Origin of the sequence: Streptomyces sp. AgN23 (assembly GCF_001598115.1) — a bacterium.
In the GTDB taxonomy this organism is placed as follows: domain Bacteria; phylum Actinomycetota; class Actinomycetes; order Streptomycetales; family Streptomycetaceae; genus Streptomyces; species Streptomyces antimycoticus.
In genome coordinates, this window is sequence record NZ_CP007153.1 from 7,636,169 (window position 1) to 7,652,793 (window position 16,625).

Genomic DNA, 16,625 nt, shown 5'->3' on the forward strand with positions numbered 1-16,625 from the left:
GGAGTACCTGTGATGTCCGTATCCCGCACACCCTTGGCCACCGCGTTGGAGCGCGGATCGCTCGTCCTCGACGGCGGGCTGTCCAACCAGCTGGAGGCACAGGGCTGCGATCTCTCCGACGAGCTGTGGTCGGCCCGGCTGCTGGCCGATGACCCGGGGCAGATCGAGGCGGCCCACACCGCCTACGCACGGGCGGGCGCACGGGTGCTCATCACCAGCAGCTATCAGGCCACCTACGAGGGCTTCGCCCACCGGGGCGTGGGCTACGAGGAGGCCACGGCGCTGCTGAGGCGCAGTGTCGAGCTGGCGCGCACGGGGGCCGAGCGGGCGGCCGTCGAGCGCGCGACGGCCCGTGACCAGGCCGCGGGTGGCGACCGGGCCGCGGACGACCAGGCCGCGGAGCAGGTGTGGGTCGCCGCCTCGGTCGGGCCCTACGGGGCGATGCTGGCGGACGGCAGCGAGTACCGCGGGCGGTACGGACTGAGCGTGGCCGAGCTGGCGCGGTTCCACCGGCCGAGGATCGAGGCGCTGGCCGCGGCCGGGCCCGATGCGCTGGCGCTGGAGACGGTGCCGGACGCCGATGAGGCCGCGGCGCTGCTGAGCGCCGTCGAGGGATGCGGGGTGCCGGTATGGCTCTCCTACAGCATCGCGGGGGAGACCACCCGGGCCGGGCAGCCCTTGAGGGATGCGTTCACCCTGGCCAGGGGGGTCGACCAGGTGATCGCGGTCGGCGTCAACTGCTGTGAGCCGGGCGACGCGGACCGGGCCGTGGAGATCGCGGCCGACATCACCGGCAAGCCGGTGGTGGTCTATCCGAACAGCGGAGAGGAGTGGGATGCCACGGCACGGAGCTGGCGCGGCCGGGCGACCTTCGCCCCGGGGCGGGTGACGGCATGGCGGGACGCGGGGGCGCGGCTCATCGGCGGCTGCTGCCGGGTGGGGCCGGAGCGGATCGCGGAGCTGGCCGCCGTGGTGAGAAACCATTAGGTGAGGAAGGGGCACCGGGCGATACTCGGACGGGTGTTCTTGACGATAACCACCACCGGCACCGCCCAGCGCCCCGCGACCGACCTCGGGTTCCTGCTGCACAAGCACCCCGACAAGGCGCAGCGCTTCTCGACCTCCTATGGCACCGCGCATGTCCTCTATCCCGAGGCGGCCGCCGAACGCTGCACCGCGGCGCTGCTGTTGGAAGTGGATCCCGTGGCATTGGTGCGGCGGGGCCGCGGCAAGGGCCGGGGCGGCGCCCCCGACTCCGCGCTCGCGCAGTACGTCAACGACCGCCCGTACGCCGCCTCCTCGCTGCTGGCCGTCGCGCTGAGCGCCGTCTTCTCCAGTGCGCTCCGGGGCCAGTGCAAGGCCCGGCCCGAGCTGCCGGAGCGGGCGCTGCCGCTGCGGATCGAGGTGCCCGCGCTGCCCGCCCGCGGCGGCGCCGCCCTGGTCGAGCGGCTCTTCGCGCCGCTGGGCTGGGCGGTGATGGCCGAGCCGGTGGCGCTGGACGAGGAGTTCCCGCGCTGGGGCGACTCGCGGTATGTACGGCTGGTGCTGGAGGGCGAGCTGCGGCTGGCGGACGCCCTGCGCCATCTGTATGTGCTGCTGCCCGTGCTCGACGACGCCAAGCACTACTGGGTCGCCCCGGACGAGGTGGACAAGCTGCTGCGCTCCGGTGAGGGCTGGCTGGAGCGCCACCCCGAGCAGCGGCTGATCACCAACCGCTATCTGGCCCGGCGCTGGTCGCTGACGCGCAGCGCGCTGGAGCGGCTGGAGCTGGCGCGGCTCGCCGAGGCCGACGACACCGAGGCGGAGGAGATCGACAACGCCGTCGACAGCGCCGTCGACAGCGCCGTCGGCGAACCGGCGGCCGAGCCGCTGGAGGAGGACGACGGCGAAGAGGGTTCCGAGCTGCGGCCGGTGCCGCTGGCGGTACGGCGGCGGGAGGCGATACTCGACGCCCTGCGCGGGGCCGGGGCGGCCAGGGTGCTCGATCTGGGCTGTGGCCAGGGCCAGTTGCTGGGCGCGCTGCTGAAGGAGGCGCGGTTCACCGAGATCGTGGGCGTCGATGTGTCGATGCGCGCGCTCAACGAGGCGGCACGGAGGCTGCGGCTGGACCGTCCGGGGCCGGACCGCCCGGGGTCGGACACCGGCTCGGCCGAGCGGCAGTCGTCGGCCCGGCTGAAGCTGACCCAGGGCGCGCTCACCTACACCGACTCCCGGCTCGCCGGATATGACGCGGCGGTGCTCAGCGAGGTGATCGAGCATGTGGATCCGCCCCGGCTGCCCGCCTTGGAGCATGCGGTGTTCGGCGCCGCACGGCCCAAGGCCGTCGTGGTGACCACGCCCAATGTGGAGTACAACGTGCGCTGGGAGACCCTGCCCGCCGGGCGGATGCGCCACGGCGACCACCGCTTCGAGTGGACCCGCGAGGAGTTCCGGGCCTGGGCGGAGCAGGTCGCCGAACGGCATGGCTATGCGGTGGAGTTCCGCCCCGTCGGCCCCGAGGACCCCGAGGTCGGCCCGCCCACCCAGCTCGCGCTCTTCCACCTGGCCGCCGAGAGCGGCGACGACGGCACCGACAGCCGGAGCGGCGACACCACCGCGATCACGACGAAGGAGGCAGCGGCATGACCGAGGAGAAGCGCCCGATCGGCGTGCCCGACCTGTCCCTCGTGGTGCTCGTCGGCACCACCGGATCCGGCAAGTCCACCTTCGCCCGGCACCACTTCCTGCCCACCCAGATCGTCTCGTCCGACGTCTGCCGGGGGCTGGTCGCCGACGACGAGAACGACCAGAGCGCCACCCCCGACGCCTTCGACGTGCTGCACTACATCGTGGGCAAGCGGCTGGCCGCCGGGCGGCTGACCGTCGTCGACGCCACCAACGTCCGCAGCGAGTCCCGCCGCAGCCTGATCGCGCTCGCCCGCGAGCATGACGTCCTGCCCGTGGCGATCGTCCTCGACGTCCCCGAGGGCGAGTGCGCCCGGCGCAACGCCCAGCGGCCCGACCGCGCCGGGATGCCCGGCCATGTCATCCCCCGCCAGCGCCGTGAGCTGCGCCGCTCCCTGAAGTCCCTGGAGCGCGAGGGGTTCCGCAAGGTGCATATCCTGCGTGGCGTCGAGGAGGCCGAGGCGGCGGAGGTCGTCACCGAGCGCCGCTACAACGATCTGCGCCATCTCACCGGCCCGTTCGACATCATCGGCGACATCCACGGCTGCCGCTCCGAGCTGGAGACCCTGCTGGGCAAGCTGGGCTACGCCGTGCGCCGCGACGAGTCCGGCCGCCCGGTCGACGCCGCCCACCCCGAGGGCCGTACGGCGGTCTTCGTCGGCGACCTCGTCGACCGCGGCCCCGACAGCCCCGGGGTGCTGCGGCTGGTGATGGGCATGGTCGCCTCCGGCGCGGCCCTGTGCGTGCCCGGCAACCACGAGAACAAGCTCGGCCGCTATCTCAAGGGCCGCAAGGTGCGGGTCACCCATGGCCTCGCCGAGACCGTGGAGCAGCTGGACCGGGAGCACACCGCGGACCCGGACTTCGTCGAGCGGGTACGGGCGTTCATCGAGTCGCTGGTCAGCCACTACGTACTGGACGGCGGGGCGCTGGTGGTGTGTCACGCCGGGCTGCCCGAGAAGTACCACGGCCGCACCTCCGGCCGGGTCCGCTCGCACGCGCTGTACGGGGAGACGACCGGGGAGACCGATGAGTTCGGGCTGCCGGTGCGCTATCCCTGGGCCGAGGACTACCGCGGCCGGGCCGCCGTCGTCTACGGCCACACCCCCATCCCCCGCGCCTCCTGGCTCAACAACACCATCTGCCTCGACACCGGCTGTGTCTTCGGTGGCCGGATGACCGCGCTGCGCTGGCCGGAGCGCGAGCTGGTGGACGTCCCGGCCGAGCGGGTCTGGTACGAACCGGTCAAACCGCTGACCACCGAGGCCCCCGGAGGCGCCGACGGCCGTCCGCTCGACCTGGCCGATGTGCGGGGCCGCCGTATCGTCGAGACCCGCCATATGGGCCGGATCGCGGTCAAGGAGGAGAACGCGGCGGCCGCGCTGGAGGTGATGAGCCGTTTCGCGGTCGACCCCCGGCTGCTCGGCTATCTCCCGCCCACCATGGCGCCGACCGCCACCTCCAAGGAGGGGACCGGCGGTGGAACCGCCGACGGAGGCTTCCTCGAACACCCGGCGGAGGCGTTCGCCGCCTACCGCGCGGACGGGGTGCGCCAGGTGATCTGCGAGGAGAAGCACATGGGCTCCCGCGCGGTGGCGCTGGTCTGCCGTGACGCGGACCTCGCACGGGAGCGCTTCGGCGCGCCGGACGGCGCCTCCGGCACGATCCACACCCGCACCGGACGGCCGTTCTTCGACGACGTCCAGCTCACCGAGACCGTACTGCGCGTGCTGCGCCGCTCCCTCGAGGACTCCGGGCTGTGGCAGGAGCTGGACACGGACTGGCTGCTGCTGGACGCCGAGTTGATGCCGTGGTCGCTCAAGGCCGAGGGGCTGCTGCGCAACCAGTACGCGGCGGTGGGCGCCGCCTCCCGCGCCGTCTTCCCCGGCGTTCTCGCGGCGCTGGAGGGGGCGGAGGCGCGCGGTGTCGAGGTCTCAGCCCTCCTCGGCAAGCAGCGGGAACGGGCGTCGGACGCGGCCGCGTTCACCGACGCCTACCGGCGCTACTGCTGGCCGGTCGACGGGCCGGACGGCATCCGGATGGCGCCGTTCCAGATCCTGGCCGTCCAGGGCCGTAACCTCGCCACCGTGCTGCCCCATGATCAGCAACTCGCCCTGATCGACCGGATGATCGAGGCCGAGCAGTCGGCCGCCGACGGCCACGGCGCCCGGCTGCTGGCCCCCACCCGGCGGCTGATCGTCGACACCGAGGACGAGGCGTCGGTCGCCGAGGGCGTGCGGTGGTGGCTGGATCTGACGGCGGCCGGCGGCGAAGGCATGGTGGTCAAGCCCCTCCAGGGCTTCGTCCGCAAGGGCGACGGCCGGCTGGTCCAGCCGGGCGTGAAGTGCCGGGGCCGCGAGTATCTGCGGATCATCTACGGCCCGGAGTACACCCGCCCGGAGAACCTGGACCGGCTGCGGGTGCGCCATCTCGGCCACAAGCGCTCGCTCGCCCTGCGGGAGTACGCGCTCGGTCTGGAGGCGCTGGACCGGCTGGCGGAGGGCGAGCCACTGTGGCGCGTCCACGAGGCGGTCTTCGCGGTGCTCGCACTGGAGTCGGAACCGGTGGACCCACGGTTGTAGTGACGACGGTCCAGGGGTGTCCGGCGGGTCTTTCCCCTCCCCGCCCCCTCCCTCAACTGGGGCTCCGCCCCCAGACCCCGGGGTCCAGGGGCGGAGTCCTGCCACGCGGCGAAGCCGCATGTCGATGCGGCGGGAAGGGGCGAGGAGGGGAGCAGCCCGCCGCAGGCGTCAGGATCCGCCGGACATCCCGTGGGGCCCGGCAGCCCGGGCTCCGGGCCCCGGCCGCCGGGGATCGCGGCGCGCGTGGTGCAGGGCGTGGCGGCGGCCGTCCTCGTGCGCACTCCCTCTCGCTCGCCCTGCCCGCCTTCCCGCCGCGCGAACGGGCCACGGCCGTCGGCGTCTGGACGGCGGTGAGCGCGGTCGCGGCGAGTGCGGTCGCGGCGAGTGCGGGGCCTGTGGCGGGCGGGCTGCTGGCCGCCTCCGACTGGCGCCGGGGTCAATCGCCCGCGGTGCTGCTGGCATGGCCGGCCGGGCTGCGGCTGCTGCCGCGCACCGGCCCCGTCCGCACCGGCCCCGTCCCCACCGGCCCCGTCTACGGTGAGCGCCGCCGGCTCGATCCGCTGGGCACGCTGCTCGTCCTGCTCGGCACCGGCTGCCTGACCACCGCCTGCGTCGAGGCCGCGGACCGGGGCTGCGGCGCCCCGGCCACCCTCGGCTTCCTCGCCGTCGGCCTGGTCATGGGCGCGCCGGCCGTGGCGCACGTACGCCGCCATCCGGATCCGGCGGTGGACCCAGCGCTGTTCCGGACCCGTGCCTTCACCGCCGCCACGCTCGGGCTGCGCAGCTACTTCCTCGCCTACGCCGCCCCGATCCTCGCCGCCACCCCGCTGTTCACCGGGGCATGGGGCCGGTCCTCGGCCCGAGCGGGCCTTTCCGTCACACCCTGGCCGCTCACCGTCCTGGTGGTGTCGATGCTGTCGGGCCGGATCGTCCGGGCACCGGGGGAGCGCACCACGGCCGTGGTCGGCGGGCTCGTGCTTCGCCGCGGGGCCGGTGTGGTGGCTGCTCCCCGCGGGCGGCGACGGTGCCCACTACGCCGTGGGGTTCATACCCGGTCTGGTGCTCACCGGGGTCGGCGCGGGGCTCTACCAGCCGGTGATGTTCTCGGCCGCCGGACTGCTTCCGGCCCGTCAGCTGTCCCTCGGCTCCGGGGTGCTCATGATGTCCCGGCAGGGCGGCTCGGCTCTGGGTGTCGCGGCGCTGGTCGTGATCACCGGGGGCGCCGCGCGCCCGGGGCTGGACGCGTTGCGCGCCGGGTGGGTCTTCACGGCGGTGACCGCCGCGCTCGCGGCCGTCGCGGGCGCCGCTGTGCGTACGGGAGTTCGGGCCGACCCCGGGGAGAGCGGCGGATCCGGCACGGACCCGCTACGGCACCATTGACGTGCCCGTGCCAGCTGCCTAGCGTGCTGACCGGTCCCTGGGTTCTCCGCAGGCATGACGACGACGAGCTGAGCGGGGAGGGCGGATGAGTCTTTTCGAGGACGGACGGCCCTTCCTGCACGCCCTTCCGGCCGACGACCGGCGCGCACTGCTCGCCCTCGGCACGCCCCGGGCCTACGCCCCCGGAGAGGTCGTGCTGCGCGAGCACGACCGTACGACCTTCGTCGTCGCGATCACCTCCGGCTGGGCCACCATCTCGGTGGAGACCGAGCGCGGGGTGCGGCTGATCCTGGCGCTGCGCGGAGCGGGCGAAGTCGTGGGCGACCAGGCGGCCGTGGACCACGGCTCGCGCAGCGCCACCGTCACCGCGCTCGGCCGGATGGAGGCGGTGGTGGTCTCCGGCGACCGGTTCCGGGCCTATCTCGCAGCGCGTCCCATCGCGACCGTGCTGATCATGCGTCAGTTCAGCTCCCGGCTGCGCAGCTCCGACGGGGAGCGGCGGTCACTCGCCTCGGAGAAGGTGCTCCAGCGGCTGGCGGCCCGGCTCGTCGAACTCGCCGAGCGCACCGGCCACCCCGCCGCCGACGGGGCGATCACCGTGGATCTGCCGCTGCCCCAGCACGACATCGCGGCCGCGGTGGGCTCGACCCGGGAGGCGGTCGCCAAGGCGCTGCGGCTGCTGCGCGGCCAGGGCGTCGTCCGGACCGCCTCGCGCCGCTTCGTGGTGATGGACATCGGACTGCTGCGGCTGCTGGCCGAGGGACGGGCGACGGGGGAGCACATCCCGGCGCGTCCCGCGACCGACCCCTGCGACTGATCCCACGACTGAGCGCGGGCGCGCACTTCCCACGCGTTCTCCGTGACTGTGTAAACGGCTACAGCCGCCCCGCCGTTCCCCGGCGACCCTGGAGTGGCACAAAGGGCGCGGGACCGTGAGCGACGGGGGTGCGCACGGCCCAGTGCCCCGCACCGGAGAAGGGCGGCGGGGCGGGCAGGGGGAGAAACCCCGCCGCCCGCTTCGGGCATTCACCGACAGCCCATCACCACCACAGCGGGAAGCGGGGGCCACGGCATGAAGGACGGCGGGCGATGAGCGCAGCGGAAGACGTCGACGCCCCGGCGGAGTCGCGGGGACGGCGGCTGGACATCCCCAAGAGCGACCCGCTGGACGGGGCGGGCCAGCCGGGCGGCGCCCGCACGGCGCGCGAGGCACGCGCCCATCTGCATATCCCCGTCGGCCCCGCCCGGCTGTGTGCCGAACCGGCGCCGCATCCCCTCCCTGAAGGCCCGGTGCCCCGCGAGGAGTTGGACCGGCTGCGGCGGCTCTACCGGACCGTCCCCGGCTATGTCGCGATGCGCGACCATCTGCGGCGCACGGGCCTGCTGGCGCTGTGCGGCGAACCCGGCACCGGCCGCGCCTGGACCGGGCTCGCCCTCCTCGCCGAGCTGTCCGAGCTGGCCGGCGGCGGGGTCTCCCGGTTGGGTTCCGGCATTCCGCTTGGACTCGGCATCCCACACGTGACCGGCGCCGCGCTCGGGTCCGGCATCCCGCTCGGTTCCGGCCTCCCGTACGGTTCCGGTATTCCCCACGGGTCCGGCACCCCGCATGAGCCCGGCATCCTGCCCGGTTCCGGCATCCTGCCCGGTTCCGGCCTCTCTTACGGGGCGGCCGGCGTGGAGAAGACCGAGCGGGGCCATGGCTATCTCCTCGAACTTTCCGCCGATCAGGCGGACTTCGCGGTCGAGCCGCTGCTGGACCGGCTGCGCGCCCACTTCGCGGGGCATGAGGCGTTCTGCGTCGTCCTGGTCGCGGGCGGCCCGGCCGCCGACCGGCTGTTGCGCGGCCGCCGCCACGCCGTGCCGTACGAGCCTCCGGCCGCCGCCGACGTCCTCGACCGCCACCTCACCGAGCTGCTCGCCGACCGCCCCACCGGGCTGCTGGAGACGGCCCACGCCACCGCCCGGCGCCCCGAACTGGCCGAGGCGCTCGGCCTGGACGAGCCGCGGCCCGGCGAGGCCGCCCGGCTCGCCGGCCTGCTGGCCGCGCACGCCGAGGGAAGGCTGTCCGAGGAGCGGCTGCTGGAGCACTGCCGGTCGTTCGCCCCGGACCAGGCCCGTGCGTGGTTCCTGGAGGCAGGGCACCCGGGCACCCTGCCCGCCGCGCTGCCCGCGCTGCGCGCCGCCGCGCTGCGGATCGCGCTCGCCGTCTTCAACGGTTCGGCCCACGGCCTCATGGCGGAGGCCGCCGAACTGCTGGCCTGGGAGCTGGCCGTCACGCTCGATCCGCAGTACGCGCCGGGCCGCCCCCTGTTCGCCGCCCGCCCCGGGGCCTCGCTGGCCACGGCGCGCGCGGTCCACGGCGACGGGGTGGAGGACCTCGGGGACGCGTCCGTGCCGGTGCGCGCGGTGTGGTTCGAGGGGCGGCGGCTGGCGCCCGCCGTGCTCCACGAGTCCTGGGACGCCCACCACAACCTCCGCGGCCCGATGGCCCGTTGGCTGCGCGGGCTGTGCGACGACCCGCGCCCCCAGGTGTGGGTGCGCGCGGCGGTCGCCGCGGGCGTGCTGTGCGCCCGCGACTATCTCTACGGTCTGGTCGAGCTGGCGCTGCCGCTGGCCCGTACGGACAGCCCGGTGCAGCGGATGGCGGCGGCCACCGCACTCGCCGAGGCGTCACGGGCCCCGGAGGTGCGTCCCGCCGTGAACGGGCTGCTGCGCGACTGGGCGCGCGGCGACGACGAGCGGGAGCGTGAGACCGCCGCGCTCGCCCACGGCTACGGCCTGGCGGCGGGCTCCGTCGTGGCGTCCCTGGCGGAACTGGGCCGGATCGCCTGCGCCGACGACGGCCGCACCACCTCCTATGGCGTGCTGCGGCTGCTGGCCGGGACCGAGCCGGAGACCGTACTGACCGCGCTCACCCGCTGGCTGCGCGACACCCGGCGGCCCCGCCGGGACCTGGCGCTGCTCACGGTGTTGCGCGCGGTCACCACCCGCACCTCGCATCTGTGGGGCCTGTGCGAGGTGCCGGAGCTGGAGCCGTACGCTGCCTGGCCGCTGGCCACGGCGGTGCTGGCGGCCCATCCGGAGTGCGCGCCGCGGCTGGCCGAGCTGCTGCGGGCCGCGCTGACCTGGGCCAGATCGGCCGGGGCGGCCGAGGACGCGCTGGTCGGCTGGATCCGGCGGGCGGCCGGCGATGAACGGCAACTGACGGTGTTGTGCGGCTTTCTGCCCCGGCTGGCACAGGACGGCGACGAGCCGCTCGACGCCGCGGCGGCCACGCGGATACGGGAGGTGCTGGAGGCGCTGTGAGGAGAGAGACATCGATGGTGAAAGAGACAGAGGACCCGACGAACACGGAGATCGCGGACGACACCACGGCGGAGCGGGCGAGGACGGCGGGCGCGGGGGTTCGCCGAGTCTCGGTCACCGGGGCTCGGATGCTGCGCGAGGCGCTGCGCCACGGTGGGGACGACCTGCCCGCGGCGCTGCGGGGGGCCGATGACGGCCTGCTGCTGAGCGCGCTGGACGAGGGGCTGCCCGCCGAGCGGGCCACCCGCGTCGTGATCGAGCTGGTGCGCCGCGCGCCCGAGCGCGGACCGGAGCTGGCGGACGCGGTCTGCGAGAAGGTGCTGCTCGCCCAGCTCTATCTCGACCCGCCGCCCCGCGTCCAGGGCGGTGTGGACGGACCGGCCGCGGACCCGGGCCGCCGGCTGCGGGTGCGCAACGCGCTGATGCTGTACGAGGGGCTGGTCCGCCCGTACGCGCAGCGCGGGGCGGTGCCGGAGCTGATGGCGTGCGTCCTGCCCGGCCTGTGGACGGCCGCCGACGGCGCGGGCCGTGAGGTGGTGCGCCGGATCGTCGGCACCCGGCAGATGACGGGGTTCGGTGAGAAGGGCTGGAAGGCGCTGTTCGGCGGGGTGGCCGAGGAGTGCCGGGAGCGTGAGGAGGCGGCAGCCCGCGCCCCCCGGCGCGAGGCACGGCGACGGTGGCGGCGCGGGGTCGCGGACGAGGGCGGCGGGCTCGATCTGAAGCCCGGCCAGCTCTGGGTCTCCGCCCTGCTGGGGTTCATCGCGGTCGCCCTGGTGCTGATCGTGGTGATCGCGGCCGGATAGCCGCCCGCCCCGGCGGCCGGATAGCCGCCCGCCGCCGACGGCGGGCCCGCCCCGCGCGGCGGGACGGCGGCGGAACTGCGGCGGGACCGCGGCGGAACCGCCGTGGCCATCGCGATCAGCGCGAGTGATCCGTGTCGCCGGGCGTTCACAACGGGCCGCGAGCGGCGAAGATGGGGGCATGGGATTCCATGTCGACTCCGAGGCCGGGCGGCTGCGCCGCGTCATACTGCACCGTCCCGACCTGGAGCTCAAGCGGCTCACACCCACCAACAAGGACGCTCTGCTCTTCGACGACGTCCTGTGGGTGCGCCGCGCCCGCCAGGAGCACGACGGCTTCGCCGACGTCCTGCGCGACCGCGGGGTCGAGGTCCATCTCTTCGGGGATCTGCTCACCGAGAGCCTGGGCCTGCCGGACGCGCGGGCGCTGGTGCTGGACCGGGTCTTCGACGAGAAGGAGTACGGGCCCCTGGCCACCGACCATCTGCGCGCCGCCTTCGACGAGCTGAGCGCCCCCGAGCTGACCGAGGCGCTGATCGGCGGCATGACCAAGCGGGAGTATCTGGGCCGGTACCCGGAGCCGGTCTCCGTCCGCTTCCACGCCATGGAGCCCGATGACTTCCTGGTCAACCCGCTGCCGAACCATCTCTTCACCCGGGACGCCTCCGCGTGGGTGTACGACGGGGTGTCGATCAACGCGATGCGCTGGCCCGCCCGCTGGCACGAGACGGTGCACTACGAGGCCGTCTACCGCCATCACCCCCTCTTCGCCAAGGAGGACTTCCACGTCTGGTCGGAGGGGCAGGCCGCGTATCCCTCGACCATCGAGGGCGGTGATGTGCTGGTGCTCGGCAAGGGCGCGGTGCTGATCGGGATGAGCGAGCGGACTACTCCCCAGGCGGTGGAGATGATCGCGCACCGGCTCTTCGAGGCCGGTTCGGCCAGGACGATCGTGGCGCTCGACATGCCCAAGGGGCGTGCGTTCATGCACCTGGACACCGTGATGACCATGGTGGACGGGGACACCTTCACGCAGTACGCGGGGCTGGGGATGCTCCGCTCGTACACCATCGAGCCGGGCGCGGGCAGCAAGGACCTCAAGGTCACCGACCATCCGCCGGAGCATATGCACCGCGCGATAGCCGCGGCCCTCGGCCTGGACTCCATCCGCGTGCTCACGGCGACCCAGGACGTCCACGCGGCGGAGCGCGAGCAGTGGGACGACGGCTGCAATGTGCTCGCGGTCGAGCCGGGCGTGGTGGTCGCCTACGAGCGGAACGCGACGACCAACACCTATCTGCGCAAGTGCGGGATCGAGGTCATCGACATCCCCGGCAGCGAGCTGGGCCGGGGCCGGGGCGGGCCGCGGTGCATGAGCTGTCCGGTCGAGCGGGACCCGGTCGAGCCGTAAGCGAGCCCGTGGAGCCGTATGCGACCCCGCCGAGCCGTAAGCGAGCCCGCAGAGCCGTCACGCGAGCCCGCGGACCCGTCATGCCGGGGTTCACCCCCTGGTCTCCGTATATATGCAGAGCATCGTATATGCTTCCATGGTTCCTGGCCGCGGCGCCCTCGCCGTAGCCCCTGATTCGCCGTGTTCGCCGTGACCTAGGAGCCACCCTTATGGCGATTGACCTCACCGGCCGCCACTTCCTCAAGGAGCTGGACTTCACCGCCGACGAGTTCCGCCGCCTGATCGAGCTCGCCGCCGAGCTGAAGGCGGCCAAGCGCGCGGGCACCGAGGAGCGGCGGCTGCGGGGCAAGAACATCGCCCTGGTCTTCGAGAAGACCTCCACCCGTACCCGCTGCGCCTTCGAGGTCGCGGCCGCCGACCAGGGCGCCTCCGCGACCTATCTCGATCCGGTCGGCTCGCAGATCGGTCACAAGGAGTCGGTCAAGGACACGGCGCGGGTGCTCGGCCGGATGTACGACGCGATCGAGTACCGGGGCCACGGCCAGGGTGTCGTCGAGGAGCTCGCCGCACACGCCGGGGTGCCCGTCTACAACGGCCTCACCGACGAGTGGCACCCCACCCAGATGCTCGCCGACGTGCTGACCATGACCGAGCACAGCGACAAGCCGCTGGACCAGGTCGCCTACGCCTACCTCGGCGACGCCCGGTACAACATGGGCAACTCCTACCTCGTCACCGGCGCCCTGCTGGGCATGGACGTCCGCATCGTCGCGCCCAGCCTGCTGTGGCCCGACAACACCATCGTGGAGCTGGCGCGCCAGCTCGCCACGGCCACCGGCGCCCGGATCTCGCTCACCGAGAACGTCGAGGAGGGCGTACGCGGCGCGGACTTCGTCGCCACCGATGTGTGGGTGTCCATGGGGGAGCCCAAGGAGGTGTGGGACGAGCGGATAGCGCTGCTGGGGCCGTACGCGGTGACGATGGATGTGCTGCGCGCGACGGGCAACGACGCCGTGAAGTTCCTGCACTGCCTGCCGGCCTTCCATGACCTGGGTACCGACGTCGGCCGGGAGATCCACGAGCGGCACGGGCTGACCGAGCTGGAGGTCACCGACGAGGTCTTCGAGTCCGAGCACTCCGTCGTCTTCGACGAGGCGGAGAACCGGATGCACACGATCAAGGCGGTGCTGGTCGCGACCCTCAGCGCTCCGTAGGGCGCTCCGCGGCCGCGGGGCCGTCCGTGGGCGGGAGGATGAACCAGACGGCCTTGCCGTAGGGGGTCGGCCGGTAGCCCGCGTCCGCGCTGAGGGTCCGGATCAGCAGCAGACCGCGTCCGCCCTCGGCGAGGCCGTCGGGTCTCTTGGGCCCTTCGGGGCGGCCCAGCGAGTCCAGCCCGCCGGGCGGATTCGGGTCCTGGTCGTGCACCTCGACCTGCCAGCCCCCGGTCGGCACCAGCTCCACCACCAGCTCTATCGGCTCGTCGCCGTCCGTGTGCCGCACCGCGTTGGCCACCAGTTCCGCCGTCAGCAGCTCCGCCGTGTCGCCGTCCACGGGTGCCCCGATGTCGGCCAGGGTGTTCCGGATCAGCGCGCGCGCCAGCGGTACGGCGGCCGTCGTATGCGGCAGGGCGAAGCGCCAGGTGGCGGCGTGGGAGGGATCGGGCACGGAGGGGGTCCAGTCGGTCGGCGTGAAACGGAATACCGCGGCCCTTGACGGTATGAAGCGGACGATAGTGCCGGAAGGGACCGTGGACCACTCTTGGCGGGACCTAGGGCCTGGTGGGTGCGTTTGCTCCATATCGGTCGTTTCCGCAGAAAACACCTGATCTCGCTGCCCCGTTTCTTCCCGGGAGCGCCGGCGTCCCCGCCGCATGAGCCTCCCGCGCCGATCTCCTCGGGAGGGGTCCTAGGGGTTCCCCCTCGTTGACGAGCGGGAGGAAGTCAACCAGGCCCGTCGGCCGGCTCGGGTCGGACCGTACGCCCGAGACGTCGACGCCCGCCGCGGCGACGGCGGTACGCACCCGCCGGCCGAACGGGTCGTCGCCGAGGGCCGAGAGCCATACGGCGGCAAGACCCAGGTCCGCGAGGTACATCGCCACGTTGGACTCCGCGTCCGCCACGGACAGCCGCAGGCTCTCGCCGGTTTCCACGGAGTCGGGTGGTGCGGGGGCCAGGTCGGTCATCGTCTCGCCGACGCAGAACACCGGTCCGGCCGCCGGGGGCCATGGGGCCGTCATACGCGCGCCGGTGCCGGTGCCGCCCCGGGCCCGGCATCGGGGTGCGGGCGATAGACGGCCGCCGGTGGACCCGGCACCTCGACCCGGACCGCGAACAGGGCACCGTCGTCGGGGCCCGGCCGGGTGAGGCCGACCCGGGCCGTGGTGATGTGCGGGACATCGCCCTTGCCGTGGGCGGGGGCGCCGCGGACGCACTCCTTCAGGCCGCCCGCGTCCACGAAGGCGTCCCCGGGGGACACCCGGTCCCGTCCGGCCGCCGTGCCGTGCCACAGCCATTCGCGGCCCCCGGCGCGCGGCGAGGTCCAGCGGCCGCCGTGCGCGGGGTCGGTGACGATCTCCAGCACCGTCGTCACCACTCCGCGAAGGAGCCGTCGGGGTGGCGCCAGACCGGGTTGCGCCAGGTGTGACCGATGCGGTCGGCCTCGCGTACGGCCGCCTCGTCGATGGTGATGCCCAGGCCGGGGGCGTCGCCGCGGGGAGCATGTCCGTCCACGAAGCGGAACGGCTCGGTGTCGACGAGGTAGGACAGCAGATCGGCGTCCTTGTTGTAGTGGATGCCGCGGCTCTGCTCCTGGATCAGGAAGTTCGGCGTGGCGAACGCGACCTGGAGGCTGGCCGCCAGCGCGATGGGACCGAGCGGGCAGTGCGGGGCGAGCTGGGCGCCGTAGGTCTCGGCGAGCGAGGCGATGCGGTGGACCTCGGAGATGCCGCCCGCGTGGGACAGATCGGGCTGCGCGACGGCGATACCGGCGGCGAGGACGGGCAGGAACTCCGTGCGCCCGTAGAGCCGTTCGCCGGTGGCCAGGGGCACCGGGGTCGCGGCGACCAGGCCGGGGAGCAGATGGCTGTGCTCGGGGACGACGGGTTCCTCCACGAACAGCGGGTGCAGGGCTGCCAGTTCGGCCAGGACACGGCGGGAGCTGGCGGCGGTGAAGCGTCCGTGGAAGTCGACGGCCACGTCCCGGTCCGGGCCGAGGACCTCGCGGGCCGCGGCCACCCGGTCGACCACTGCGGCGGTCTCGGCCGCGGTGGCCACCGGAGAGGTCGCCCCGGCGCCGTTCATCTTCACCGCCGTGAAGCCCGCCTCGACCTGCGCGGTGATCTGCTCGGTCAGCTCGGCGGGCTCGTCGCCGCCGACCCAGGCGTACACCCGGACCCGGTCGCGCACGGGACCGCCCAGCAGGGCGTGCACGGGGGCGCCGTAGGTCTTGCCGGCGATGTCCCACAGGGCCTGGTCCAGGCCGGCGACGGCGCTGGAGAGCACGGGGCCGCCGCGGTAGAAGCCGCCCTTGGTGAGCACCTGCCAGTGGTCCTGGATACGCAGCGGATCCTTGCCGATCAGGTATGCGGCGAGGACGTCGACGGCGGCGCGGACCACTTCGGCGCGCCCCTCGACGACGGGCTCGCCCCAGCCGACCACGCCGTCGTCGGTCTCGACGCGGCAGAACAGCCAGCGCGGCGGCACGGCGAAGGTCTCGATACGGGTGATCTTCACTGGCCAGAGAGCCTTTCCAGGTCGTTGTCGGAGCCGCCGACCCGGTCCAGGTCGCGGCCGGCCTGGTCGAGCAGGGCCCGCATGGCGGCCTCGGCGGCCTGCGGGTCCTGGGCGCGTACGGCGTCCAGGACGGCGCGGTGGGCGGGTACGGGGTCCTGGCTGTGGGGGGAGCTGTGCACGATGCGGTCGCGGTGGGCGAGGCCCGACTCGATCACCATCTCCATGCGTTCGAGGAGTTCGTTGTGGGTGGCGGCGAGCAGGGCGCGGTGGAAGGCGAGGTCGGCCTCCACCGCGTGGGCGGCGTCGGAGCCGCCCGCTCCCATCGCGTCCACGGCGGTGTCCAGGGCGGCGAGGTCGGCGTCGGTGCGCCGCCCGGCGGCCAGGCGTACGGCCGCCGGTTCGATGATGGAGCGCACCTCGGCGAGGTTGCGCAGCAGCGCGCGGTCGGCGTCGGTGGTGCGGAAGCTGTCGAACTGCCAGCGCAGCACGTCGGCGTCGAGCAGATTCCAGTCCGAACGGTTCCGTACGAAGGTGCCGCGCTTCTGACGGGCGTCGACCATCCCCTTGGCGGCCAGTACCTTCAGCGACTCGCGCAGGGCGGTGAGGCTGACGTCCAGTTCGCTCTGCAGGGCGACCAGGTCCAGGGTGGCTCCTTCGGGGATCTCGCCGCCCAGGATGCGGCGGGCGAGGGCCTCCACGGTCTGGCCGTGCACGCCGCGACGGGCGTAGGGCGTCATGTCGTAGTGCCTTT

General features: G+C 73.8%; 12 protein-coding genes and 2 pseudogenes. 9 read left to right on the forward strand and 5 right to left on the reverse strand.

Translation table 11 applies throughout. The features are described 5' to 3' along the window. The first annotated feature begins 12 nt into the window (after positions 1 to 12). The 9 genes from mmuM to argF all read left to right on the forward strand — a co-directional run bounded on the left by mmuM (position 13) and on the right by argF (position 13,357). Entirely contained in the window at positions 13 to 987 is a 975-nt protein-coding gene (mmuM, locus tag AS97_RS33205; protein WP_210566158.1) for a homocysteine S-methyltransferase, read from the forward strand. Between the two features lie 33 nt (positions 988 to 1,020). Next, positions 1,021 to 2,625, forward strand: a complete 1,605-nt coding sequence (locus AS97_RS33210) for a 3' terminal RNA ribose 2'-O-methyltransferase Hen1 (RefSeq protein WP_210566159.1) — start codon at positions 1,021 to 1,023, stop codon at positions 2,623 to 2,625. Next, complete coding sequence (locus AS97_RS33215) at positions 2,622 to 5,246, forward strand: polynucleotide kinase-phosphatase (protein ID WP_210566160.1); 2,625 nt, start codon at positions 2,622 to 2,624, stop codon at positions 5,244 to 5,246. Before AS97_RS33210 ends, AS97_RS33215 begins: the two co-directional genes overlap by 4 nt. Positions 5,247 to 6,284: 1,038 nt before the next feature. Continuing rightward, complete coding sequence (locus AS97_RS47780) at positions 6,285 to 6,626, forward strand: hypothetical protein (protein ID WP_156107331.1); 342 nt, start codon at positions 6,285 to 6,287, stop codon at positions 6,624 to 6,626. A gap of 85 nt (positions 6,627 to 6,711) precedes the next feature. Next, positions 6,712 to 7,443 carry a Crp/Fnr family transcriptional regulator gene (locus AS97_RS33225; protein ID WP_059141679.1) on the forward strand — a complete coding sequence of 244 codons (732 nt, stop codon included), beginning with the start codon at positions 6,712 to 6,714 and terminating at the stop codon, positions 7,441 to 7,443. Positions 7,444 to 7,715: 272 nt separating this feature from the next. Continuing rightward, a complete protein-coding gene (locus tag AS97_RS33230) occupies positions 7,716 to 9,932 on the forward strand; it encodes a hypothetical protein (RefSeq protein ID WP_210566161.1) in 2,217 nt (738 codons plus the stop codon). Between the two features lie 14 nt (positions 9,933 to 9,946). Continuing rightward, positions 9,947 to 10,735 (forward strand): hypothetical protein, encoded by a 789-nt coding sequence (locus tag AS97_RS33235; protein ID WP_086705648.1) that lies wholly within the window; start codon positions 9,947 to 9,949, stop codon positions 10,733 to 10,735. Between the two features lie 178 nt (positions 10,736 to 10,913). Beyond that, positions 10,914 to 12,143, forward strand: coding sequence for an arginine deiminase (locus AS97_RS33240; protein ID WP_059141682.1), 1,230 nt, complete (start codon positions 10,914 to 10,916; stop codon positions 12,141 to 12,143). Positions 12,144 to 12,352: 209 nt separating this feature from the next. Further along, complete coding sequence (gene argF, locus AS97_RS33245) at positions 12,353 to 13,357, forward strand: ornithine carbamoyltransferase (protein WP_210566162.1); 1,005 nt, start codon at positions 12,353 to 12,355, stop codon at positions 13,355 to 13,357. Here the strand turns inward: argF and AS97_RS33250 are convergent. From AS97_RS33250 to AS97_RS33275, 5 genes and pseudogenes are all read right to left on the reverse strand, one after another. Next, positions 13,344 to 13,808, reverse strand: coding sequence for an ATP-binding protein (locus tag AS97_RS33250; protein WP_059141684.1), 465 nt, complete (start codon positions 13,806 to 13,808; stop codon positions 13,344 to 13,346). The genes argF and AS97_RS33250 overlap by 14 nt on opposite strands. 280 nt (positions 13,809 to 14,088) lie before the next feature. Further along, a pseudogene (locus AS97_RS33255) lies at positions 14,089 to 14,379 on the reverse strand (PfkB family carbohydrate kinase); the annotation flags it as partial. Positions 14,380 to 14,546: 167 nt separating this feature from the next. Then, positions 14,547 to 14,732: pseudogene (locus AS97_RS33265) on the reverse strand (hypothetical protein); the annotation flags it as partial. Further along, positions 14,729 to 15,874, reverse strand: a complete 1,146-nt coding sequence (gene dgoD / locus AS97_RS33270; protein WP_059141686.1) for a galactonate dehydratase — start codon at positions 15,872 to 15,874, stop codon at positions 14,729 to 14,731. The gene dgoD and the pseudogene AS97_RS33265, both read right to left, overlap by 4 nt. Continuing rightward, a complete protein-coding gene (locus AS97_RS33275) occupies positions 15,871 to 16,611 on the reverse strand; it encodes a FadR/GntR family transcriptional regulator (protein ID WP_059141687.1) in 741 nt (246 codons plus the stop codon). The genes dgoD and AS97_RS33275 overlap by 4 nt, the downstream gene beginning before the upstream one ends. Between the last annotated feature and the right edge of the window lie 14 nt (positions 16,612 to 16,625).